The sequence below is a fragment of the Methylobacterium sp. Leaf465 genome, assembly GCF_001424705.1.
Taxonomy (GTDB): domain Bacteria; phylum Pseudomonadota; class Alphaproteobacteria; order Rhizobiales; family Beijerinckiaceae; genus Methylobacterium.
In genome coordinates, this window is sequence record NZ_LMRA01000005.1 from 43240 (window position 1) to 65479 (window position 22240).

Here is a 22240-nt window from a genome sequence, read left to right on the forward strand (position 1 = left end):
GTATTCAGGATACGAGCGGAGATGATGATGGCGAAGGTCGCGTTTCTGGGCCTCGGCGTAATGGGCGGCCCGATGGCCCGCCACCTCGCCGCCAAGGGCCACGAGGTCACCGTCTACAACCGCACCGCCGCCAAGGCCGAGGCCTGGGTCGCCGCCCATGGCGGCGCCTTCGCAGCCACCCCGCGCGAGGCCGCCAAGGGCCAGGCCATCGTCTTCGCCTGCGTGGGCAACGACGACGACCTGCGCAGCGTCACCCTCGGCGCGGACGGCGCCTTCGCCGGCATGGAGAAGGGCGCGGTCTTCGTCGACCACACCACCGCCTCGGCCGAGGTCGCCCGCGAGCTCGCCGACGCCGCCGGGGCCGCCGGCCTCGGCTTCATCGACGCCCCCGTCTCGGGCGGGCAGGCCGGCGCCGAGAACGCGGCCCTCACCGTGATGTGCGGCGGCGAGGCCGAGACCTATGCGGCGGTCGAGCCCGCGATTCTGTGCTTTGCCCGCGCCAGCCGCCTGATGGGCCCGGCCGGCTCCGGCCAGCTCACCAAGATGGTCAACCAGATCGCCATCGCGGGGCTGGTCCAGGGCCTGTCCGAGGCCGTGCACTTCGCCAAGCGCGCGAACCTCGACGTCGAGGCCGTGCTGGAGGTGATCTCCAAGGGCGCCGCCGGCTCCTGGCAGATGGAGAACCGCGGCAAGACCATGAACGCGGGCAAGTTCGACTTCGGCTTCGCCGTGGACTGGATGCGCAAGGACCTCGGCATCCTCCTGGCCGAGGCCCGGCGCAACGGGGCGCAGCTGCCGGTCACCGCCCTGGTCGACCAGTTCTACGCCGACGTGCAGGGCATGGGCGGCAACCGCTGGGACACCTCGTCCCTCATCGCCCGCCTGGAGAAGTAAGCGCCGCCTGCGCCCGCCCGAGGGCCTCCTCGGGCGGCGTCCAGAGCCAGTCCGGCCCCATCTGGTGCCGGAACCAGGTGAACTGGCGCTTGGCGTAGCGCCGCGTGTCGCCCTGCCCGCGCCGGATCGCCTCCGCTCGCGACAGCGTCCCGTCGAGATGCGCGATCAGGCCCGGCACCCCGTGGGCGCGCATGATCGGCAGCAGCGGGTCGAGGCGCCGGTCGCGCAGGGCCTCGACCTCGCCCAGCGCCCCGTGCGCGATCATCGCCTCGAAGCGCGCGTCGATGGCCCGGCGCAGGGCCTCGCGCTCGGGGGCCAGGAACAGCTTCACGAGCGGCAGGCCGGACAGCGGCCCGGGGGTGCGGGCCCCGTGGAATTCCGCGATGGGCCGGCCGGTCGCCGCGAACACCTCGAGGGCGCGCATCACCCGCGCCCGGTCGCTGGGGCGCAGGGCCGCCGCCCCGGCCGGGTCGCGCTCGGCCAGATCGGCGTGAAGCGCTTCCGTCGCCCGGCCCTCGGCCCGCGCCCGCAGGGCCGACCGGACGTCGTCCGGCACCGGCGGCAGCTCCGAGAGCCCCTCCTCCAGGGCCCGGAAATACAGGCCGGTGCCGCCGACGAAGATCGGCAGGCGCTTCTCCGCGCGCAGCGTGCCGATCAGCGGCGCCGCCTCGCGGGCGAAGTGCCCGGCCGAGTAGTTCACCGCGCCGTCCACGTGGCCGTAGAGCCGGTGGGGCGCCTCGGCCTCCTCGGACGCGCTCGGCCGGGCGGAGAGCCGGCGCAGGTCGGCATAGACCTGCATCGAGTCGGTGTTGATCACCACTCCGTCGAAATCGCGGGCGAGCGCCAGCGCCAGGCCCGACTTGCCCGAGGCGGTCGGCCCTGCGATGAGGATCGCCGCCGGCAAAACCTGCGCGTGCGTGCGTTGCGTGACCGGCGACACTGGCGTGGAAAACTCCCGGATGACCCTCGTCGCGATCCTGATAGCAAACGAGAGCCGCCCCGCCATCACCGATGCGGTGCTGGCCGAGACTCGGGCGGTGCTGCGCACCGAACACCAGCCCCGCATCCTGCATGGCGAGGTCGCCGCCGAGGTGCTGGTCCCCGGCGCGTCCGCCGATGCGCCGGCGCTGGCCCGGCGCCTGCGCGCGGCCCTGGCCCACGAGCCGATCGACGTGGCGGTGATCGAGGCCGGTCCGCACCGGCGCAAGCGCCTGTTCCTGGCCGACATGGACTCGACCATGATCGAGCAGGAATGCATCGACGAGCTGGCCGACACGATCGGCTTGAAGGACCGGGTCGCCGCCATCACCGAGCGGGCGATGCGGGGCGAGATCGCCTTCGGCCCGGCCCTGCGCGAGCGCGTCGCCCTCCTGCGGGACGTGCCCGTGGACACGATCGACGCGCTGATCGAAGCGCGCATCACCCTGACGCCGGGCGGACGCACCCTGGTGCGGACCATCAAGGCCCACGGCACCCACACCTGCCTGATCTCCGGGGGCTTCACCCTGTTCACCGGGCCGGTCTCAGCCCGGATCGGCTTCGACGAGGCCCACGCCACCACGCTGGGCATCCAGGACGGCCGGCTCACCGGGGAGGTGATCGAGCCGATCGTCGACAAGGAGACGAAGCGCGCGACCCTGGTCGCCCTGCGCAGCCGCTTCGGCCTCGACGCCGCGGAGACCCTGGCGGTGGGCGACGGAGCCAACGACCTCGACATGCTCGCCGAGGCCGGCCTCGGCGTCGCCTTTCGGGCCAAGCCCAAGGTGGCGGCCGCCGCGCAGGTGCGCATCGACCACGGCGACCTCACGGCGTTGCTCTACCTGCAGGGGTATTCGTCGGCCGAATTCGTGGGCTGAGCGGCGCCGCCATGCCGGGGCACCTTGGGCGGCCCCGGAATGACATGGTGCTGAGCGCGGGTTTCCGGCCTGACCACAGCCGACACCGCGCCGTCATTCCGGGGCGCCACAGGCGAGCCCGGACCCGAAGGGGCGCGCCAACGGCGTGCAATCCAGAACCGCCGACCCTGCAAGACCTTGCGCCACCTGTGTTTCTGGATCCCGGGCTCCGCTGCTCGGCCCCGGGATGACGGGGAGCGACGGGACATGCTTCGGCCGGTGAATCGGCCGGCTGCGAATCAGAGTAGCCCCACCTACCAAAACAAAACCGCCGCCCTCTCGGGCGGCGGCCGGGTGTGTCCGAATGGCGTCTGGGAATCAGTCGATTCCCAGCGCCACGAATCGGACGTCGCCGCTCGCACTGGCGACCAGGAGCAGGACGGACTTGCGACCGTCCTTCTTGAGCTGGTCGATGCGCTTGCTGACGTCGGCGGGTGCGTTCACCGCCTCCTGCCCGACCTCGACGATGACCTCGCCCGGCTTGATCTGCTTGTCGGCCGCCGTGGAGTTCGGATCGACGCGGGTGACGAGGACGCCCTTGAGGCTGTCCTTGAGGCTGTAGCGCTTGCGGGCCTCGTCGGTGATGCCCGACAGGTTGAGGCCGAGCACCTGGCGCACGGCGCTCTCGGCCTCCGGCTGCTTGACGCTGGCGAGGGTCGGCTTCTCGGTGTCCTCGAGACGGCCGAGGGTGACCGACTTCGTGGTCTCGGCGCCCTTGCGGATCACGAGCACGTCCACGACCTTGCCGACCGGGGTCGAGGCGACGATCCGGGGCAGGTCGCTGGACGACTTCACCGCCGTGCCGTTGAACCTGACGATGACGTCGCCGATCTCGAGGCCCGCGGCCTTGGCCGGGCCCTTCTCGTCGACGCCGGCGACCAGGGCGCCCTTGACCCCGTCCTTCATGTCGAGGGCTTCCGCCGTGGTCTCGTCCACGTTCTGGATGCGCACGCCGAGCCAGCCGCGGCGGACCTCGCCGAACTCGCGCAGCTGGTCGATGACCTGGGACGCGTTGTTCGAGGGCACCGCGAAGCCGATGCCGACCGAGCCGCCGGTGGGCGACAGGATCGCCGTGTTGATGCCGATGACCTCGCCGTTCATGTTGAACAGCGGGCCGCCGGAATTGCCCTTGTTGATGGCAGCATCCGTCTGGATGTAGTTGTCGTAGGGGCCGGACTCGATGTTGCGGCCCCGGGCCGAGACGATGCCGGCCGAGACCGAGCCGCCGAGGCCGAAGGGGTTGCCGATGGCGATGACCCAGTCGCCCGGACGCATCTTCTCGGAGTCGCCGAAGGGCACGGCCTTGAGGGGCTTGTTGGCCTCCGGCTTCACCCGCAGCACCGCGAGGTCGATCTTGGCATCCTTGCCGATGATCTCCGCCTTCAGCTTGGTGCCGTTGTGCAGGATGACCTGGATGTCGTTGGCGTCGCCGATGACGTGGTTGTTCGTCACCACGATGCCGGACGCATCGATGATGAAGCCCGAGCCCAGCGAGTTCGACTTGCGCTGCTGCGGCTTCGGGCGGTCGGCCTCGCTGCGGTCGCCGCCGCCGCGCTGGCCGCGCTTGTTGAAGAACTCCTCGAACAGGTCCTCGAAGGGCGTGCCCTGTGGGAGCTGCGGGCCGGAGCGGGCGTTGGGCCGGGCGTCGACCGTGGTCGAGGCCGAGATGTTCACGACCGCGTCGGTGACCTGATCGGCGAGGTCGGCGAGGGATTCGGGGCCCTTGGCGAAGGCCGGGGCCGGGGCGCCGGTCACGGCGAGGGCGGTCGCCAGCGCGGCGGCGGCGAGGGCAGAGCGCAGGCTGCGCTGAAGCGCTCGGGAACGGGGCGCCCGGACGGCGCTCGCGACGGGAACCATAATCGACCTCATCTGTCTCAAGACGTCCTTAGATCGTCTCCGCCGTCCGCCGATCAAGAGTCCGGCGGCGAACCGGGGTCCGCCGCCGGAGCGTCATGGTGACCGCTCAGCGCAGCGTGCCGGTGGAGCCGGGCTCCGCCGGGGCGCGCGTGCGGGCGGCCGGCGTCGCCGGGGTCCGGCCCTGCGGATCGCTGAAGTAGCGGAAGAAGTCCGACGAGGGGCTGATCACGAGCCGCGTGTCGGAGCCCTTCAAGCCGGTCTCGTAGGCCTGCATGGAGCGGTAGAAGCTGAAGAAGTCCGCGTCCCTGCCGTAGGCTTCCGCCAGGATGCGGTTCTTGTCGGCGTCGCCCTGTCCGCGCAGGGTCTCGGCCGTCTGGTTGGCCTCCGAAAGCAGCACGGTGACGTCGCGGTCGGCCTTGGCCTTGATCGTGACCGCGGCCTGCTCGCCGGTGGCCCGGATGTCGGCCGCCTCGCGCTGGCGCTCCGTCGTCATGCGCTTGTAGACCGCCGAGCTGTTCTGGGCCGGCAGATCGACGCGGGTCATGCGCAGGTCGACGATCTCGACGCCGAGCTCCTTGGCCTGCCGGTTCACGTCGGCCTGGATCTGGTTCATCAGCTCGGCGCGCTGGGTCCGGACGATGGCGTCGCGGGTCGAGCGGGCGAGCAGGTTGCGCAGGGCCGAGTTGGTAAAGCTCGCCAGCAGGGTGTTGGCGCGGGCGATGTTGTTGGCCGACTGGTAGAACTTCAGCGGATCGATGATCCGGTAGCGCGCGAATGCGTCCACCTCGAGGTTCTGACGGTCGGTGGTCAGCAGGGTCTGGACCGGGAGATCAAGGTCGAGCACCCGCTTGTCGAACAGGACGACGTTCTCGAAGAACGGCAGCTTGAAGTAGAGGCCGGGCTTGTCGGTGCCGGTCTGGTTCAGGACGGCGCGGACGCCGCCGAAGCGGAGCACCAGGGCCTGCTGCATCTGGCCGACGGTGAAGACCGAGGCGTAGAGGCCGACGGCCACGGCGGCCGCCACGATCATGAGGCCGGTGCGGAGGGCTTGGTTGTTCATCGGGCCACTCCACCGGCAGCGTTGCGGGGACCGAACTCGGTCAGCGGCAGCACCGGCAGCACGCCGGCAGCGCTGGCGCCGGTGCCGGCACCGGCTCCGTTCTGGTCGATGATCACCTTGTTGACCGAGCCCAGGACCCGCTCCATCGTTTCGAGGAAGATGCGCTCGCGGCTGATGACCGGGGCGACCTTGTAGGAATCGTAGACCTGGGTGAAGCGGGCGGCCTGACCGGTCGCGTCGGCGGTGGACTGCGTCTTGTAGGCTTCCGCCGCCTGGATGATCTTCTGCGCCTCACCCTTGGCGAGGGGCACCTTCTGGCTCTCGTAGGTGCGCGCATCGTTCTTGGCGCGCTCGGCGTCCTGCTGCGCCGCGTTCACGTCGAAGAAGGCGGGCCGCACCTCCGGCGGAGGCTGCACGCTGACGAGCTGCACGAGCTCGATGCGCACGCCGGCGCCGTACTCGTCGAGGGCCTTCTGGGTGATCTCGCGGACCTCCTGGGCGACGCTCGACTGCTCGTTCGTCAGGATCGGCTGGATGTTGCGGCGGCCGACGACCTCGCGCATCGCGCTCTCGGCGATGGCCTTGATCGTCCCTTCCGGGTTCTCGAGGTTGAAGACGAAGTCGGACGCTTTCAGGGGATTGATGCGCCACTGCACCTCGAAGTCGAGGTCGACGATGTTCTCGTCGCCCGTGAGCATCAGGCTCTCCTCGGGCTTGTCGACGGTGCGGCTCTGGTTGCCGAGCCCGGCGCGGTAGCCGATCTGCACGCTGTTGACCTGGCCGACATTCGGCTTGGTCACGGCGCCGATGGGAGCCGGGAAGTTGTAGTTCAGCCCCTGGCCGGTGGTGCTGAGATAGCGGCCGAACACCGTCTCGATGCCCACCTGCTGCGGCGCCACGGTGTAGAACCCGGTGGCGAGCCAGACGGCGACCACGATGCCGCCGGCGATCAGGAGGCCGCGGCCTCCACCGAACGATCCACCCGGGAGCACCCCGCGCAGGCGGTCCTGGCTGCGCCGGAGGAGGTCCTCGAGGTCGGGCGGGGTCTTGCCACCGCCGCCGCCACCGCCGCCCCACGGGCCACCCCCGCCGCCATTGCCGCCGCCGCCTCGGCCCCAGGGCCCTCCCCCGTTGCCGCTACCGCCGCCGCTCTGATTGCTCCAAGGCATGCTCGCCGATCTCTCCTGTTCCAGCAGCGTCTGCGCCGCGCACGAAGCCCACCCGCGCTCCCCGTCCCGGCCTCCTCAGGAGGCGGGCCGAATCTCCCCCGCGTGGACAAGAGTGTTGATCTCGTCGTGACCCGACCCCGGCACCTGCGTGGGCGCACCGGATCCTGTCAAGATTGCCACTTGGGCATCGGGCTGCCGAAAGACAACCGCATGGGAACCCAATGCGCAATGGGTCGCGCCGGATTGGTTTACGGCGCTTCTCCGCGCCCCGGCCCTCACCCGGCCCGTTCCAGGTCGACGAAGCTGAAGCCGCAGGCGTCGTGCTCGCCCGGCGGATGGGCTTCGCGCCGGGTCTCCCGATAGAGCGCACGGTCGAACGGCGGGAACACGGTGTCCCCCTCCGGCGCCAGATCGACCTCCGTGAGGTGGATGCGGTCGGCGTGGGGCAGAGCGAGGGCGTAGATCTCGCCGCCGCCGGCCACCATCAGCTCGTCGGCCCCCTCGGCCGCCGCCAGGGCGCCGGCCCAGTCGTGCGCCACCGCGACCTCGGGCACCGCGAAGGCGGGATCGCGGGTGAGCACGATGGTGCGCCGCCCGGGCAGCGGCCGGCCGATCGACGCGAAGGTCTTGCGCCCCATCAGCAGGGGCTTGCCCATGGTCAGGGCCTTGAACCGGCGCAGGTCGCTGCGCAGGCGCCAGATCAGGTCGTTGTCGCGGCCAATGACGCCGTTGCGGGCGACCGCCGCGATGATCGTGATGCGGGGGGCCGGCATCAGACCGCCACCGGGGCGCGGATCGCCGGATGGGGTTCGTAGCCCTCGACCGCGATGTCCTCGAAGCGGAAGTCGAACAGCGAGGTCACGGCCGGGTCGAGCACGAGGCGCGGCAGCGGGCGGTGCGCCCGCGTCAGCTGCAGCCGGGCCTGCTCGAGATGGTTCACGTAGAGGTGGGCGTCCCCCAGGGTGTGGACGAAGTCGCCGGGCTGCAGTCCCGTGACCTGCGCGATCATCGCGGTGAGGAGGGCGTAACTCGCGATGTTGAAGGGCACGCCGAGGAAGACGTCCGCCGAGCGCTGGTAGAGCTGGCACGAGAGCCGCCCCTCGGCGACGTAGAACTGAAACAGGCAGTGGCAGGGCGCCAGCGCCATCCGGTCGAGATCGGCCGGGTTCCAGGCCGAGACGATGAGGCGCCGGGAATCCGGGTTGCGGCGGATCTCGTCGAGCACCCAGGCGATCTGGTCGACGCTGCCGCCGTCGGGCTTGGCCCAGGAGCGCCACTGCCGGCCGTAGACCGGCCCGAGGTCGCCGTTCGCATCCGCCCACTCGTCCCAGATGCTCACGCCGTTGGCCTGGAGGGCGCGCACGTTGGTGTCGCCCGTGAGGAACCACAGCAGCTCGTGGATGATCGAGCGCAGGTGGAGCTGCTTGGTCGTCACCAGCGGAAAGCCCTCGCCGAGGTCGAAGCGCATCTGGTGCCCGAACACCGAGAGGGTGCCGGTGCCGGTCCGGTCGTCCTTGCGCACCCCGTCCTGCAGGATGCGTTCGAGAAGCTGGTGATAGGCGTGCATCGCGGCTCCGAGGCGGGGGCTCCCGGAATAGCCCGAAGCGCCGGGGCTGGCGAGGTCGCGGACCGGGGCGTCAACAGGTCGTGCCGCCCCCGGACCGCGCTCCGGCCTCAGCCGACCGCGGGCCCGAGCACGTAGGCGATCATGGCGAGGTTGCTCCAGGCGTGGAGCAGGATGCCCGGCCAGAGCCGGCCGCTGCGCCAGCGGACCCAGCCGAGGATCAGCGCCAGGGGGATCAGCGAGACCGGCCGGGCGAACCCCGCGGGCGTGAGATGCGCCCCGGCGAACAGGAGCGCCGTCGCCAGGATCGCGCCCCGCGCCGTGAAGACTTCCCGCGCCCGGGCGAACAGGGCCCCGCGCATCAACAGTTCCTCCGCCACCGGGGCCAGGACGAGCACGTAGGCGAACCACAGGGCCGCCGCGGCCGGGGTGAGGCCGGGAGACAGGGCCGTGTGCCGGCCGATGGGCATCCGGAACAGATCGGCGATGCCGGTCACCCAGGTGATGTGGATCACCGGCCAGGCCAGCAGGATCACGGCGAAGCGGCGCGCCGACAGGCCGGGCGCGCCGGGCCCCCAGGGTGGCGGCACCGGCGCCACTAGGGCCAGGGTCCGGCGCCAGGCGGCGCCGTCGCGCCAGCGCACCGCGACGACGACGAGGAGGGCCAGGACCCCCTGCCGCACCACGTCCACCGCCAGTTCCCGCATGGCGAGCTGGCGCGGGTGCAGGCGGGGACGGTCTCCGCCCAGAAGCGCGATGCCGTCGATCCAGTCGCCGCCGACCCGCACGATCACCAGGGCGAGGAGGGTCGCCACCGCCAGCGCCAGGAAGGCCGCGAAGGCCAGCCCGACGAGCGCCGTCGCCGCGCCGAGGCCGGCACGGACCCGGGACGGCCGGAGGAGCGCGGAGGCGGACCAGGCCGCCGGCGGCTCGGGCATCGGCGCACCATCATCGGGCTTCAAATGCGGCGGCACTCCCACTATAATCAAGGCGTTGGCCGAGAGGCTCGGCGAGGACGGGGATCCGGCGGCGCCGGAACGGCTTCGAGGCCCGAACGGTAACCCGGCAGCCCCTTTCCGGACCACGGGCTTTTGGACGCAAGGGCCCGAGGCTCGACAGGCCCCGGGTTTTGGCGGAAGCTCGCTCCGGTGCGGAGATCTCGGTCGGAGCCGCGACGGGCGACCGCCGCGTCGCGGAACGGTGGTTCTGGGTAGCGGACGGACTTGGTAGCGGACGTCCGGATGGCCGCGAAGGCCGTTCAGGCAGGGTTCTGGGAGGGTCGGGCACCGGCATTCCCATTCGATTTTCATCCGACCCGGAGCGCCATCGCGGCGTGTGACGGCGGGCAGTGACCGGGCATAAGCGACCGCAGATGGCAGACGACCTGATCCGCTACGATCTTCTGGTGCAGGACGCGCTGCGCGGCGTGGTGCGCAAGGTGCTGACCGACGCGGCCCGCGAGGGTCTCGCGGGCGAGCACCACTTCTACGTCTCGTTCCGCACCGAGGCGCCGGGCGTGCGCATGTCGCAGCGCCTGCGCGAGAAGTACCCGCAGGACATGACGATCGTGCTCCAGCACCAGTTCTGGGACCTCGGCGTCACCGAGCACACCTTCGAGGTCGGGCTGTCCTTCTCGGGGGTGCCCGAGCGCCTGCTGGTGCCCTTCGACGCCCTGACGGGCTTCTTCGACCCCTCCGTCCAGTTCGGCCTCAAGTTCGACCTCAGCGAGGGCACGGAGACGGCCGCCGCCGAGGAGGATTCGGAGGAGGCGCCGGCTGCGGCCGGAAAGACCCCGCCCCGGGGTGCCGCGTCCGAGCCCACCGAGATCAAGCCGAAGGGCACGGGCCTCGCCACCATCGGCAGCGCCGTCCCCAAGATCGGCGCCGGCACCACCCCGGTGCCCGCCGCGGCCCAGGCTGCCAAGGGAGCGGGCAAGGAAGCCGGCAAGTCGGAGGACGGGACCGAAGCCAAGCCCCCGGCGAAGAAGGCCGAGGACGGCACCGAGACCAGCGCCGAAGTCGTCAGCCTCGACGCCTTCCGCAAGAAGAGCTGAGCGAAGCGGCGCCGACGCGGGCGCTCAACGAAAAAACCGCATCGTCATTCCGGGGCGCCAAAGGCGAGCCCGGAATCCAGAGCCGCCGACGGCGTCAATCCTGGCACCGCCCGTGCCTCTGGATCCAGGGCTCCGCTGCGCGGCCCCGGGATGACGCGGTGTTGCGCGCGGGTATATCCTCCGATCCCGGTTGGACTGAGACGACGGCCCTTCGGACAGCGAAACGCGTCTCTTTCCCCTTCGCGGGGAGAGGGGAGGCCTGGGGGTCGCTCCGCCAGTCCCCGCCCGTCGAGGGTCGCCCAACCCCCCCCTCCAACTCCTCCCCGCAAGGGGGGAGCAGGGTTATGTCGAGCTTCCAGCCCTCACCCCCGGGGGTTCACCGTCATGTGCAGCCCGTGCTCCGGGCGCAGGGTGACGCGGTGGAGCGGGACCACCGGGGCGTGGTCGTCGGCCAGGGTGAAACGGGCGGCGCGGGCGATGTGGGCCAGCACCACCACCGCCTCCTGCAGCGAGAAGTTCTGGCCGATGCAGACGCGGGGGCCGGCCCCGAACGGCAGGTAGGCGAAGCGCGGGATCGCGGCCCGGGCCTCGGGCAGGAAGCGCTCGGGCATGAAGGCGTCCGGCTCCTGCCACAGGGTCCGGTGGCGGTGGAGCACGTAGGGCGCCACCATCACCAGGGAGCCCTTGGGAATCTTGATGCGGCCGATCCGGTCCTCCGCGATGGCCTGCCGGCTCAGGAACGGCACCGGCGGGAAGAGCCGCATGGTCTCTTCCATCACGGCCCTGGTGTAGGGCAGCGCATCGGCGTCGAAGTCCTGGTCCGCCGGCACGGCATCGACCTCCGCCTCGATCCGCGCCTGGGCGGCAGGGTCCTGCGACAAGCAGTAGAGGGCCCAAGTCAGGGCGTTGGCGGTGGTCTCGTGGCCGGCCGCGATGAAGGTGACGATGTTGGCCTTCACCTCGAGGTCGGTGAGGCCCTTCCCCGTTTCCGGGTCCTGCGCCTTCAGGAGAAGCGTCAGCAGGTCGGCCGGCGCGGTCCCCTGCGCGATCAGGGCGCGGCGACGGTCGATCAGTTCGTCCACCACCTCGGCGAAGAAGCGGATGGCGGGCCGCGCCCGCAGGCGGCCGATGCGGGGCACGAATCCCGGCACCCCGAACACGTCGAGGGGATCGATCGGCCCGACGGATTCGAGGAAGCGGGTGATCGCCCGGCCCAGGGCGTCGGGGTCGCTGGCGAGGCCCTGGGTGAAGATCGTCCGCTCCAGCACGTCGAGGGTGACGCGGGTCATCTCCAGGGCGACGTCGATGCGGGTGCCGTCGCGGCGGGCCAGGCGGCGGGCGATGCGGGCACCGGCGGCGTTCATGGCTCCGTTGAAGCCGAGCACGTGCCGGGCGGAGAAGATCGGCGCCAAAGTCCGGCGCTGCAGCTTCCATTCCTCGCCCTCGGCGGTGAGCAGCCCGTTGCCGAGGCCGGGGGCAAGGACCCGCCGCTGCAGGTCGTCCTTGCGGTAGTTGGCGGCGTTCTCGACGTAGAGGTAGCGGATCAGGGCCGGGTCGCTCACCACGGTGACGCGCCCGAGGGCGCCGTCGGCGGCCACCACCGGCTTCTCGAAATGCACGTCGAGCCAGGTCGTCAGCGGGTTGGCGCGGGCGGCCTTCAGGAAGCCGAACAGGCCCGGCTGCTCGCGCAGGGGTTTTGGGACCGCCGGGCGGAAGCGGACCGGCACGGGGGCATCGACAGGGGCTTCGACGCGGGCGGCGGCACTCGACATAAACGACAACTCCGGGCCCGGGCTGAGGGCTGACAAGCCATGACAATTCAGCGCCGGGCACACGGCCCTCTCGCGATGCGGCATCGCGGTTTGCTGGCGTGCAGTTTAAGTAGGGTCCGGATTGACCAGACGAAGAGGCCACGATGTCGCCCACCGAGACGCCCGCCACCCGCACCGAGTCCGACACCTTCGGCCCGATCGAGGTCCCGGCGCATCGCTACTGGGGCGCGCAGACGCAGCGCTCGATCCAGAACTTCAAGATCGGCACCGAGAAGATGCCCGCGCCTCTCGTCCACGCCCTCGGCATGGTCAAGCAGGCCGCCGCCCTGGTGAACCAGGACCTCGGCGCCCTCGACCCGAAGGTGGCCCAGGCCATCGCGGCTTCGGCGGCCGAGGTGGTCTCCGGCGAGCACGACCAGGAATTCCCCCTGGCGGTGTGGCAGACGGGCTCCGGCACCCAGTCGAACATGAACGCCAACGAGGTGATCGCCAGCCTCGCCAACGAGCTGCTCGGCGGCAAGCGCGGCGGCAAGTCTCCGGTCCACCCCAACGACCACGTCAATCGCGGCCAGTCCTCGAACGACGTCTTCCCGACGGCGATGCACATCGCGGTCTCGCGCGAGATCAACGATCGGCTGCTGCCGGCCCTGCAGCACCTGCACGACGCGCTCCAGGCGAAGTCCGAGGCGTTCGCCGCCATCGTGAAGATCGGCCGCACCCACCTGCAGGACGCCACCCCGGTCTCCCTCGGCCAGGAATTCTCCGGCTACGTGGCGCAGGTGGCGCTCGGCACCGAACGCGTGAAGGCGACGCTGCCCGGCGTGCTGGCGCTGGCCCAGGGCGGCACGGCGGTGGGCACCGGCCTCAACGCCCATCCGGACTTCGCCGAAAAATTCGCCGCGAAGGTCGCGGAGCTGACCGGCCTGCCCTTCACCTCGGCCGCCAACAAGTTCGAGGCCCTGGCCACCCACGATGCCCTGGTCTTCACGCAGGGCGCGCTCACGGCGCTGGCCTCCGGCCTGTTCAAGATCGCCCAGGACATCCGCTTCCTCGGCTCGGGCCCGCGCTCGGGCCTCGGCGAGCTCTCGCTGCCGGAGAACGAGCCCGGCTCGTCGATCATGCCCGGCAAGGTCAACCCGACCCAGTGCGAGGCGCTGACGATGGTCTGCGCCCAGGTGATCGGCAACGGCACCACGGTGAGCTTTGCCGGCAGCCAGGGCAATTTCGAGCTGAACGTGTTCAAGCCCGTCATCGCCAACGCGGTGCTGCAGTCGATCCGCATCCTCGCCGACGCGGCGGTGAGCTTCACCGACAACTGCGTCGTCGGCATCAAGGCCAACGAGGACAAGATCGCCGACCTGATGAGCCGCTCGCTCATGCTGGTGACCGCGCTCGCCCCCTCGATCGGCTACGACAAGGCCGCCGAGATCGCCAAGACCGCGCACAAGAACGGCACCACCCTCAAGGAGGAGGCCCTGCGCCTCGGCTACGTCACGGCCGAGGAGTTCGAGCGCGTGGTGCGCCCCGAGACGATGCTGGTGCCCGGCGCCGCCTAGAGGAGCCCACCGGCATGGCGGAGATCATCAACCTGCGTCAGGCCCGCAAGGACCGGGCGCGGGTGGAGCGGGAGGCGAAGGCCGCGGACAACCGCATCGCCTTCGGCCGCCCGAAGAAGGCCAGGACCCTGGCGGAGGCCAAGAAGGCCATCGAGGTCTCGCGCCACGAGGGCCACAAGCTCGTGGGGCCCGAGTCGGAGGGGTGATGGGGGACGCGGCACGTGACCCTCTCCCCTCTGCGGGAGAGGGTGCCTGCGGAGCAGGCGGGAGAGGGAGCGACCTTTCCGGATATGGCGCTCCCCTCTCCCGGTCGCTCCGCGACCACCCTCCCCCGCAGAGGGGGGAGGGTCGGGTGCCGGAATGACCACCGGCATCACCAAGCGCTCCGTGATGATCGCCGGCCACCGGACCAGCGTGTCCCTGGAGGACCCGTTCTGGGACGCCCTGCGGGAGATCGCAGGCGCGCGCGGCCAGTCCGTCCAGGCCCTGATCGGCGCCGTCGATGCCGGTCGGGAGGGTCAGAACCTCTCATCCGCCCTCCGGGTGTTCGTGCTGGCGAGCGTGCGTGATCGTGCCTGACGGCCGCGACGGGCTCGGGCGGCGAATGTCCCGCAGGCTGTAGGAGGCCGGCGCGCCGAAGGTCCGGCGGAAGGCGTTGGCGAAATGCGCCTGGTCGGCGAACGCCGCCTCATGGGCGGCCCCGGTGAAGTTGGCGCCGCGGACGACGGCCGCGATGGCGCGGCGCATGCGCAGCCAGCCGCGATAGCGCCGGAACGGGACACCCATGGTCGCGCTGAAGAGGTGCTGCATCCGCGACGAGGACAGGGATGCCGCCGTGGCCAGCCGTCCCGCGCTCATCCACGCTTCCGGCCGGGCCCGCAGGTCGACGAGGACCTTCGCGATCCGGGGATCGACCGGCCGATCGAACCGCCGTGCCGCGAAGCCGGAAAGGTCGGCGATGGCCTCGCCCGCCCAATCGCAGGCGTCGCGTCGCTCGAAGAGCGACCGCAACGGGCCGACCTCCCCGCCCCTGCCCACCAGGGCGCTGCCGACCGCCTCGGCCGGACCCATCAGGCCCGTCAGGGCCCACGCCCCGGCATCGGGCTCGCGATAGAGGACGCCGAGGGGAGCGCCGCCGCAATCCAGCTCGTGCGGCATCCCCGCCGGAACGAAGGCCGTGCGACAGGTGATCCACGCCCCCGGCGCGAAGCGGATGCGGAAGGCGTCGTAGAGCCCCGCGAGATAGACCGGGGCGCCGTGCTGGTGGCTGGCATTGTACGCGAGCGGCCCCGCGAAGAGCGTGTGCGCCCCCTCGACATGCCAGATCGGGAGGGGCGACGCGCCGGACGGCGCAGCACGTTCGTTCAAGCTGGCCCCCTCCCACCGCGATAGACCGTTCGCGACCGGTCCCGCACACATCCTGACGGAACCGGCCCTCTCGGGAAACGTCCAGCGATGACCGAACTCACCCGCCGTCATCTCGCCGCGACCCTGGTCGCCGGCCTCGCCCTTCCGAGAGCCGCACGGGCGGGCATACCGACGCAAGCCCCGCCCCCGAGCCCGCCCGCCGGCCTGCGGCGGATCCGCCTCGGTGCCTTCACCGTCACCGCCCTGTGCGACGCCGACGCGGTCATCGACGGCCCCTGGCCGATCGTGGGCGAGGACCGTCCGAAGGCGGAGGTCGAGGCCCTGATGCGGGAGAATCGGCTTCCGCCGGACCGCTTCGAGCCCGGCTTCACGCCGATCCTGGTCCAGACCGGCCGCGAGACCGTCCTGTTCGACACCGGGAACGGGGCGGTGGGCTTCATCCCGCGCCCGGCCGGCGGGCAGCTGGCGCAGCGGGTGCGGCAGGCCGGCCTGTCGCCGGACGCGATCGACCTCGTGGTCCTGACGCATTGCCACACCGACCATATCGGCGGACTCTTGGAGGATGGGCGCCCGCTCTTCCCCAGGGCCAGCTACGTCATGGGCGACCGGGAATTCGCCTTCTGGAGGGACGACGATCGCCTGGCAGGCCCGCCGGACGGCAACGCGTACAAGTCGGCCCGCGTCTTCCGCAGCCACCTGCTTCCCCTCGCCGAGCACATCCGCTTCGTGTCGCCGGGCCAGACGGTGGTGCCGGGCATCGACGCCGTGGCGGCCTTCGGCCACACGCCGGGCCACCTCGCCTTCAACGTGGAAAGCGAGGGCCAGCGCCTGCTGGTCTGGGGCGACTGCGCCCATCACGAGGTTGCCTCGCTGGCCCGGCCCGACTGGCACGCCCTGTTCGACATGGACAAGGCGGCCGGCGCCGCGACCCGACGGACGATCTACGACATGGCCGCCACCGACCGCGTCCTCGTCGCCGGCTACCACACCGCCTTCCCGTCGCTCGGATACGTCGTCCGCGACGGGCTCGGGTACCGCTGGATCCCGATGGCGGACCGGAGCGAGCGCTGACGCGCCTCTACTCCGCCGCCGCCATCGTCCGCTCCGGCAGCCCCTCCAGGGCCGCCGGCTTCGGGCCGCCGGTCGCCCAGTCCAAGAGCTCCGCCGTGTGGACGATCGGGATCGCCGTGCCCTTCCCGATCTGGGTGGCGCAGCCGATATTGCCGGTGGCGATGACGTCGGGGCGCATCCGCTCGATGTTGGCGACCTTGCGGTCCCGCAGGCGGTTGGCGATCTCGGGCTGGAGGATGTTGTAGGTGCCGGCCGAGCCGCAGCAGATGTGGCCCTCGGGCACGTCCTTCACGGTGAAGCCCGCCGTCTTCAGGAGGTTCTTCGGCTCGGTGCGGATGCCCTGGCCGTGCTGCATCGAGCAGGCCGAGTGGTAGGCGACCACGAGGTCGGTCTCGACGATCGGCGGCATCAACCCGATGGTGGCCATGTACTCGGTGACGTCCTTGGCGATGGCGGACACGCGCTTCGCCTTCTCCGCGTAGGCCGGGTCCTCGCGGAACATGAAGCCGTAATCCTTGATCGTCGTGCCGCAGCCGGAGGCGGTGACGAGAATCGCGTCGAGCCCGGCGCCGTCCATTTCGGCGATCCAGGCGTCGATGGTGCGCTGAGCCTGGGCATGCGACGAATCCGCCTTGCCCATGTGGTGGGTCAGGGCGCCGCAGCAGCCCTCCCCCGCGGCCTGCACCACCTCGACCCCGTGACGGGTCAGGAGCCGGATCGCCGCCTCGTTGAAATCGGGACGCAGCACGCTCTGAGCGCACCCGCGCAGCAAAGCCACGCGACCTCGACGCGACGGCGCGGTATACCCATGCAACGCCGCGCTCGCCTCCAGGGCCCGCGTCTCGGCCGGGAAGGTGCCGGGCCGGTCAGTGGGATTGCGGTTCGGCAGATGGGCCGGGGCGAGGTCGAGCATCGCCGCGAGGCGGTTGCCGACCCGCGGCAGGCGCGCCACCAGGGGCCGGAAGGGAGCACCGATCTTCGCCCCCAGCAGCGCCAGGCGGAAGCGGTTCGGGTAGGGCAGCACGAAGGCCAGCACGCTGCGGAGCAGCCGGTCGCTCAACGGACGCCGATAGGTTTCCTCGATATAGGTCCGCGCATGGTCGACGAGGTGCATGTAATGCACGCCCGAGGGGCAGGTCGTCATGCAGGACAGGCAGGACAGGCAGCGGTCGACATGCTTGACGACTTCCGGCACCGCCGGTTTTCCGCCTTCCAGCATGTCCTTGATCAGGTAGATCCGCCCGCGCGGGGAATCGAGTTCATCGCCGAGCAGGAGATAGGTCGGGCAGGTCGCGGTGCAGAACCCGCAATGCACGCAGGTCCGGAGGATCTTCTCGGACGCCGCCATGGCCGGATCGGCGAGCTGCGTCAGGCTGAAATTGGTCTGCACGGTGCGTCCTCGGGTCCACCCTCGTGCCGTCCATCGGGTCCGGCCCGCGTCGGCATCGTCGTTCTTGGTCCCTGCTGTTTAGAGGGTCTCGCGCCAGTTGCCGAGCCTTGGAATCGCTCCGAAGAGCGCGATCGACGCGACCTCGTCCCGCACCGCCCCTCGCTCACAGACCGGCGTACATCCGCCCCGGATTGAACAGGCCATGGGGATCATGCGCCGCCTTGATGCCCGCGGTGATCCGCATGAGGGGCTCGGCCAATGGCTCGAAGACCGGCACGGCCGCCCGGACGGCATCGGGTGCCCGCACCAGGGTCGCATGCCCACCCTGTGCGCGCACGGCCGCCCGGACGACCTCGGCGCCGGCATCGCCCCCGGCATCCGTGGCGAGCCAGACCAGCCCACCGCCCCAGTCGTAGAACCAGCGGGCGTCGCGCTGGGCGCCGATCGCGGCGGTGACGGCGGGGCCGCGGGTCGGCGCAGTGGAGATGCGCCAGACCGCGGCACTCCGCGGCTCGGCGAAGCTCGCAGCGTCGCGGATGCGGGCCCAAAGCGCTGTCCCCGCCTCGCCCTCGACGATCTCGGGCTGGCCGAAGCGCTTGAGCAGGCGACGCAATTCGCCGAGACGATAATCGATCGACTCCGAGAAACCCTCGATCCGCATCAGCGTCCGCGCCGCCCCGCCTTCGATCCCGGCCGGCAGGTGAGCGGCTCCGGTCAGCTCGAAGGGCGAGCCGAGGGCCGCGCTCAAGGCCGCGATGGCGCGGGCATCGTCGAGGTCCGGGAACGCGAGTGTGGCGACCCGTTCCTGAACGGGGAGCACCTTGAACGTCACTTCCGTCAGCAGACCCAGGGTGCCCCAGGAGCCGGCCATCAGCTTCACCAGGTCGAGCCCGGTGACGTTCTTCATCACCCGCCCGCCCGACTTGATCGCCTGGCCCCGTCCGTTGATGAAGCGCACGCCGATCAGGCTGTCGCGGGCGGCGCCCGCGTTGATCCGGCGTGGTCCGGAATTGTTGGCCGCCGCGACGGCGCCGAAGGTCGGTTCGCCGGTCGTGCCCATCAGGGAGCGGTGGTCCATGGGCTCGAAGGGCAGCATCTGACCGCGCGCCGCGAGGAGGGCCTGAACCTCGGCCAGGGGCGTCCCGGCCCGGGCGGCGACGACCATCTCGGCGGGCTCATAGAGCGTGATGCCGGTCAGAGCCACGCTGGAGAGCGTCGCTTCGTCCTGGGCCGGTCGGCCGATCCCGGCCTTGGTCGCTCCGCCAACGAGGCGAAGCCGCTCCGGGCTCCCGACCGCCCCGCGGACGATCTCGGCCGCGGCGCCCTCGTCGTGAGGCTCATATGTACGCATCGAATCCCACCCGATCCGGGGCACTCTGCGGCACCCTCGATCCTGTTCCTGTGGAGCCACCTTAGAGGAGGTTCACGCCGATGGCATCCGGTCAGGAACGGCTATTCGGCCGGTGCGGTCTCGGGTGGTGAACGGGTCAACCGCGCCGCCACGTGACCGCGCAGGCCGGCGATGTCGAAGAGCCAGACGAGCGCACCGTAGATCGCCATGCCGAGAGGCACGGAAAGCAGCAGCGCCCGTGTCGGCTCGATATGGCGCAGGGGTAACAGGCAGAGTGCCATGGCGAGGGAGGCGATGCTGGCAGCCAGGATCTCCCACCAGGGCAGGTGCAGGCGCTGGGGTCCCGTGAGCGCACGCCAGGCCAGGATGAGGGTGGCGGCCCCGAGGCCGGCGGTCTGCGCGATCGCGACGCCCTCGGGACCGTACCGGGACGGCAGGAGCCACAGCCCGAGCCCGTTGAGGGCGAGCCCAACCAGAGCGGCGGCGATGACCGGGCGCGTGCGCCGACGAATCTGGAAGATCGGATTGAGGGCGAAGTTGGTCATCGCGAGGCAGAAGAAGCCCGGAACCATCAGCCCCGCATAAGCAGCGAAGGGGCCGCGGTAGGCCTCCGGTACCACCAGCGCCTCGAGGGCCGGGAGCACGGCCCAGAACCCGACCGCGCAGGGCAGAAGCAGCGCAACCACCACGCCGATATTGAGCCCGACCTGGCGCTCGGCCGCGGCACGCCCCTGTTCCTCCTCGACCCGGACCGCGAGCTGGAAGAGCAGCAGATCGAGGGCGGTCCCGAGGGTGCCGATGCTCCGGGTGGTGACATCGGCGGCGAGGGCGAAGTAGCCCGCCTCGGCGAGGCCCGCATGGGACGCGATGCTGCCCCGATTGAGGAACGGCAGCAGCTGGTAGATCGCGTTGGCGGCGATGAGGGGAAGGCCGTAGGCGACGAAGAGCCGCCAAGCTTCCCGCAGCTTCAGCCGTACGCGTGGAACGATCGGATCGCGTAGCGGTCGATACAGCAGCAGGATCGCGAAGGCTTGGCTGATCCCGGCCGCCGTCAGAACCCAGACAGGTTGGGGGAAGAACCAGGCGGCACCCGCCATCAGCACGAAGGCGAGGCCGTTCTTCACCGCGACGAGATTGAAGTACAGCCGGCCGTCGAAGCGCGCCCGGGCGAGCGCTGCGTGATAATCGAACACGCCGATGCCCAATGCGGCGACCGCGGCGCCCGCTGTGATCGCCAGGCGGCTTCCCGCGTTGGGCTCGAGCGTGAAACCCAGTCCCGCGCAGATCAAGGCCGCCACGAAGAGACTGAGCGTGAGGGCCATGTAGGCCCGGTCCAAACCCTGCCGGATCCAGGGCTCGTCGATGCGGACCCGGGCTGAATAGAATCGTGTCGCGGACAGACGCAGCCACTCGAACAGGACGGTGTTGGCCACGATCGCACCGGCGGTCGCCAGAGCGAACAGACCGAACTCCGCTGGTCCCAGCAGCTTGGCGATGAGGAGGCCGAGGACGAAGTTCAGGCCGGCATTGAGGACGAAGGCAGCGATCACGGCCATGGCGCGACGGGTCATCCTCGGAGGCCGGCTGGACGGGGCATCGCCGCGCACAGCTCTAGCGCAGGAGGCCTGACAGTCCATTAACCGGTTACAACCAACCCCGGATGCGGAAGAAAACGATCGGAATGATGGCGCTTACGAGGATGAGCGCGAGGCCGTAGGGATAGCCGTAGGCCCATTCGAGTTCGGGCATGTGCTTGAAGTTCATTCCGTACATCGAAGCGATCAGGGTCGGCGGAATGCCGACCACCGATGCCACAGTGAGCACCCGGAAGGTGTTGTTCTGCTCGATGCTGATCAAGCCGAGGGTCGCGTCGAGAAGGAACTGAACGTTCTCGGAGAGCCGGATCTCGAACTCGTCGAGGGAGGCAATGTCGCGCCGCACGGCCTCGAAGCGCGGCACCTGTTCCTCGCCGAGGATATGCTCGCACTCGTTGGCCACGAAGGGCACGATCCGCTCCAGGCCGAGGAGGCTCGACCGGATCTTGCCGAGGGTCTTCCCGCGGCGTCCGATGCCGCGCAGGATTCGGCGCAGCGCCAGGTCGCGCCGGCGCGGCGTGTGGTTGCGCAGCTTGGTGTCCCCGGCAGGCGCACCGCTGCGGACGTCGAAATCGAAGATCCGCGTGGACAACTCGTCGAGGTCGGCGCCCATGTCCTCGAGGGAATCGGCGAGGCTGTCGACGAGCTCTTCTATCAGGAGAAGGAAGATCTCGGTGGAGGTGGTGCCCGGCCCATCACCGGTGTCGATGCGCTTCTTGACCTCCGCGAAAGCCCGCAATTCGTGGAAGCGCACGGTGACGAGGCGGTCCCGGGTCAGCACGAAGCCCAAGGGCTTCAACTGCGTATCGAGCTTGTCGAAGGTGACCATCGGGGTTGAGAGTGAGAACCCGGTCTTCAAACGCCTCAGGCGGCTCGAATTCTCCACTTCGCTAAGGGCCTTGCGCGAAGGGACCCGGATGCCGGTGCAGGCCTCGACCTGCTCGGCCTCCTCGGCGCTCGGATCATTGAGATCGATCCATACGACCTCCGACGGATAGGCTGTCGCGGGCGCCTGTGCCTCGGGCTCGACCGCGCCCTGCGGACCATGAAGCTTGATCATCCGCGAAGGACTTTCCGGCGGCTTGTGGGATCGGGGGATGATCCTGTCGCCGGATCGTCGTCGGAGCCTGCGACAGTCTTGACTCGAACGGCTTCCGCGCCTAACTCGACGCCATCGTTAGCACTCACCCAAGGCGAGTGCTAACGGCCTGGGTTGAGCGCGCTGCCGCGCCGCATCAACGCCATCCACGAATTTGAAGCAAGAGGGCAGCTCATGAAGTTCCGTCCGCTGCACGACCGTGTCGTCGTCCGCCGCATCGAAGGCGAAGAGAAGACCAAGGGCGGCATCATCATCCCGGATACCGCCAAGGAGAAGCCGCAAGAGGGCGAGATCGTCGCCGTCGGTCCCGGCGCCCGCGATGAGGCCGGCCGGGTGAACCCGCTCGACGTCAAGGCCGGCGACCGCGTCCTGTTCGGCAAGTGGTCCGGCACCGAGGTCAAGATAGACGGTCAGGACCTCCTGATCATGAAGGAATCCGACATCATGGGCGTCGTCGCCTAAGTCGGGTTTCGGTTCTCCTCCCGTTCACGAGCCCTTCGAGGGTGCCATCCGGCGCCTCGGGGCCCATCACTGACAAGGATCTGA

21 protein-coding genes are annotated in these 22240 nt (G+C 70.4%); 8 read left to right on the forward strand and 13 right to left on the reverse strand.

Annotation, left to right across the window (positions count from 1 at the left end; genetic code table 11):
* The first annotated feature begins 27 nt into the window (after positions 1 to 27).
* The gene (locus ASG51_RS05135) at positions 28 to 894 is read left to right on the forward strand and encodes an NAD(P)-dependent oxidoreductase (protein ID WP_056211797.1); all 867 of its coding nucleotides are present in this window, start codon (positions 28 to 30) and stop codon (positions 892 to 894) included.
* Here ASG51_RS05135 and miaA read toward each other — a convergent pair.
* Entirely contained in the window at positions 872 to 1834 is a 963-nt protein-coding gene (miaA, locus tag ASG51_RS05140; protein ID WP_056211530.1) for a tRNA (adenosine(37)-N6)-dimethylallyltransferase MiaA, read from the reverse strand. The two genes, ASG51_RS05135 and miaA, sit on opposite strands and share 23 nt — an antisense overlap.
* Before the next feature lie 19 nt (positions 1835 to 1853).
* Here miaA and serB point away from each other — a divergent pair, with 19 nt between their 5' ends.
* Positions 1854 to 2750: a phosphoserine phosphatase SerB gene (serB, locus tag ASG51_RS05145; RefSeq protein WP_056379530.1), complete on the forward strand. Its 897-nt coding sequence runs from the start codon at positions 1854 to 1856 to the stop codon at positions 2748 to 2750.
* A 357-nt stretch (positions 2751 to 3107) separates the two neighbouring features.
* Here serB and ASG51_RS05150 read toward each other — a convergent pair whose 3' ends face one another.
* The 6 genes from ASG51_RS05150 to ASG51_RS05175 form a co-directional block, all read right to left on the reverse strand.
* On the reverse strand, positions 3108 to 4646 hold the full coding sequence (locus tag ASG51_RS05150; protein ID WP_056273565.1) for a DegQ family serine endoprotease: 1539 nt from the start codon (positions 4644 to 4646) through the stop codon (positions 3108 to 3110).
* A 106-nt stretch (positions 4647 to 4752) separates the two neighbouring features.
* Positions 4753 to 5706 (reverse strand): protease modulator HflC, encoded by a 954-nt coding sequence (locus ASG51_RS05155; RefSeq protein ID WP_056211525.1) that lies wholly within the window; start codon positions 5704 to 5706, stop codon positions 4753 to 4755.
* Entirely contained in the window at positions 5703 to 6875 is a 1173-nt protein-coding gene (gene hflK / locus ASG51_RS05160; RefSeq protein ID WP_056211523.1) for an FtsH protease activity modulator HflK, read from the reverse strand. Before hflK ends, ASG51_RS05155 begins: the two co-directional genes overlap by 4 nt.
* Positions 6876 to 7150: 275 nt before the next feature.
* Positions 7151 to 7648: a dihydrofolate reductase gene (locus ASG51_RS05165; protein WP_056379532.1), complete on the reverse strand. Its 498-nt coding sequence runs from the start codon at positions 7646 to 7648 to the stop codon at positions 7151 to 7153.
* Positions 7648 to 8442 (reverse strand): thymidylate synthase, encoded by a 795-nt coding sequence (locus ASG51_RS05170; protein ID WP_056379535.1) that lies wholly within the window; start codon positions 8440 to 8442, stop codon positions 7648 to 7650. The genes ASG51_RS05165 and ASG51_RS05170 overlap by 1 nt, the downstream gene beginning before the upstream one ends.
* A 107-nt stretch (positions 8443 to 8549) precedes the next feature.
* The gene (locus ASG51_RS05175) at positions 8550 to 9377 is read right to left on the reverse strand and encodes a CPBP family intramembrane glutamic endopeptidase (RefSeq protein WP_156389578.1); all 828 of its coding nucleotides are present in this window, start codon (positions 9375 to 9377) and stop codon (positions 8550 to 8552) included.
* 434 nt (positions 9378 to 9811) lie between these two features.
* On the opposite strand from ASG51_RS05175, the gene ASG51_RS05180 reads away from it, so the two are divergent.
* Complete coding sequence (locus ASG51_RS05180) at positions 9812 to 10492, forward strand: ClpXP protease specificity-enhancing factor SspB (protein WP_056211516.1); 681 nt, start codon at positions 9812 to 9814, stop codon at positions 10490 to 10492.
* A gap of 362 nt (positions 10493 to 10854) precedes the next feature.
* Here the strand turns inward: ASG51_RS05180 and ASG51_RS05185 are convergent, their stop codons facing one another.
* Positions 10855 to 12264: a cytochrome P450 gene (locus ASG51_RS05185; RefSeq protein WP_056273578.1), complete on the reverse strand. Its 1410-nt coding sequence runs from the start codon at positions 12262 to 12264 to the stop codon at positions 10855 to 10857.
* 143 nt (positions 12265 to 12407) lie between these two features.
* On the opposite strand from ASG51_RS05185, the gene fumC reads away from it, so the two are divergent.
* The 3 genes from fumC (at position 12408) to ASG51_RS05200 (ending at position 14399) form a co-directional block, all read left to right on the forward strand.
* Positions 12408 to 13820: a class II fumarate hydratase gene (gene fumC / locus ASG51_RS05190; RefSeq protein ID WP_056379537.1), complete on the forward strand. Its 1413-nt coding sequence runs from the start codon at positions 12408 to 12410 to the stop codon at positions 13818 to 13820.
* 14 nt (positions 13821 to 13834) lie between these two features.
* On the forward strand, positions 13835 to 14026 hold the full coding sequence (locus ASG51_RS05195; protein ID WP_056273581.1) for a DUF4169 family protein: 192 nt from the start codon (positions 13835 to 13837) through the stop codon (positions 14024 to 14026).
* Between the two features lie 154 nt (positions 14027 to 14180).
* Positions 14181 to 14399 carry a ribbon-helix-helix domain-containing protein gene (locus ASG51_RS05200; RefSeq protein ID WP_056211508.1) on the forward strand — a complete coding sequence of 73 codons (219 nt, stop codon included), beginning with the start codon at positions 14181 to 14183 and terminating at the stop codon, positions 14397 to 14399.
* Here ASG51_RS05200 and ASG51_RS05205 read toward each other — a convergent pair.
* Positions 14349 to 15188, reverse strand: coding sequence for a helix-turn-helix domain-containing protein (locus ASG51_RS05205; RefSeq protein ID WP_156389579.1), 840 nt, complete (start codon positions 15186 to 15188; stop codon positions 14349 to 14351). The genes ASG51_RS05200 and ASG51_RS05205 overlap by 51 nt on opposite strands.
* 87 nt (positions 15189 to 15275) lie before the next feature.
* Between ASG51_RS05205 and ASG51_RS05210 the strand changes: the two genes are divergently transcribed.
* Positions 15276 to 16259, forward strand: a complete 984-nt coding sequence (locus tag ASG51_RS05210) for an MBL fold metallo-hydrolase (RefSeq protein ID WP_082513888.1) — start codon at positions 15276 to 15278, stop codon at positions 16257 to 16259.
* A gap of 7 nt (positions 16260 to 16266) precedes the next feature.
* On the opposite strand, the gene ASG51_RS05215 is transcribed toward ASG51_RS05210, so the two are convergent.
* The 4 genes from ASG51_RS05215 to ASG51_RS05230 all read right to left on the reverse strand — a co-directional run bounded on the left by ASG51_RS05215 (position 16267) and on the right by ASG51_RS05230 (position 21655).
* Positions 16267 to 17649 carry a heterodisulfide reductase-related iron-sulfur binding cluster gene (locus ASG51_RS05215; protein ID WP_056273589.1) on the reverse strand — a complete coding sequence of 461 codons (1383 nt, stop codon included), beginning with the start codon at positions 17647 to 17649 and terminating at the stop codon, positions 16267 to 16269.
* A 163-nt stretch (positions 17650 to 17812) separates the two neighbouring features.
* A complete protein-coding gene (locus tag ASG51_RS05220; RefSeq protein ID WP_056379541.1) occupies positions 17813 to 19000 on the reverse strand; it encodes an FAD-binding protein in 1188 nt (395 codons plus the stop codon).
* Positions 19001 to 19101: 101 nt separating this feature from the next.
* Positions 19102 to 20556 (reverse strand): lipopolysaccharide biosynthesis protein, encoded by a 1455-nt coding sequence (locus tag ASG51_RS05225; RefSeq protein ID WP_056211496.1) that lies wholly within the window; start codon positions 20554 to 20556, stop codon positions 19102 to 19104.
* An 88-nt stretch (positions 20557 to 20644) separates the two neighbouring features.
* Entirely contained in the window at positions 20645 to 21655 is a 1011-nt protein-coding gene (locus tag ASG51_RS05230; RefSeq protein ID WP_056379542.1) for a magnesium transporter CorA family protein, read from the reverse strand.
* Positions 21656 to 21868: 213 nt separating this feature from the next.
* On the opposite strand from ASG51_RS05230, the gene groES reads away from it, so the two are divergent.
* Positions 21869 to 22156 (forward strand): co-chaperone GroES, encoded by a 288-nt coding sequence (groES, locus tag ASG51_RS05235; RefSeq protein ID WP_018042554.1) that lies wholly within the window; start codon positions 21869 to 21871, stop codon positions 22154 to 22156.
* The last annotated feature ends 84 nt before the right edge of the window (positions 22157 to 22240 follow it).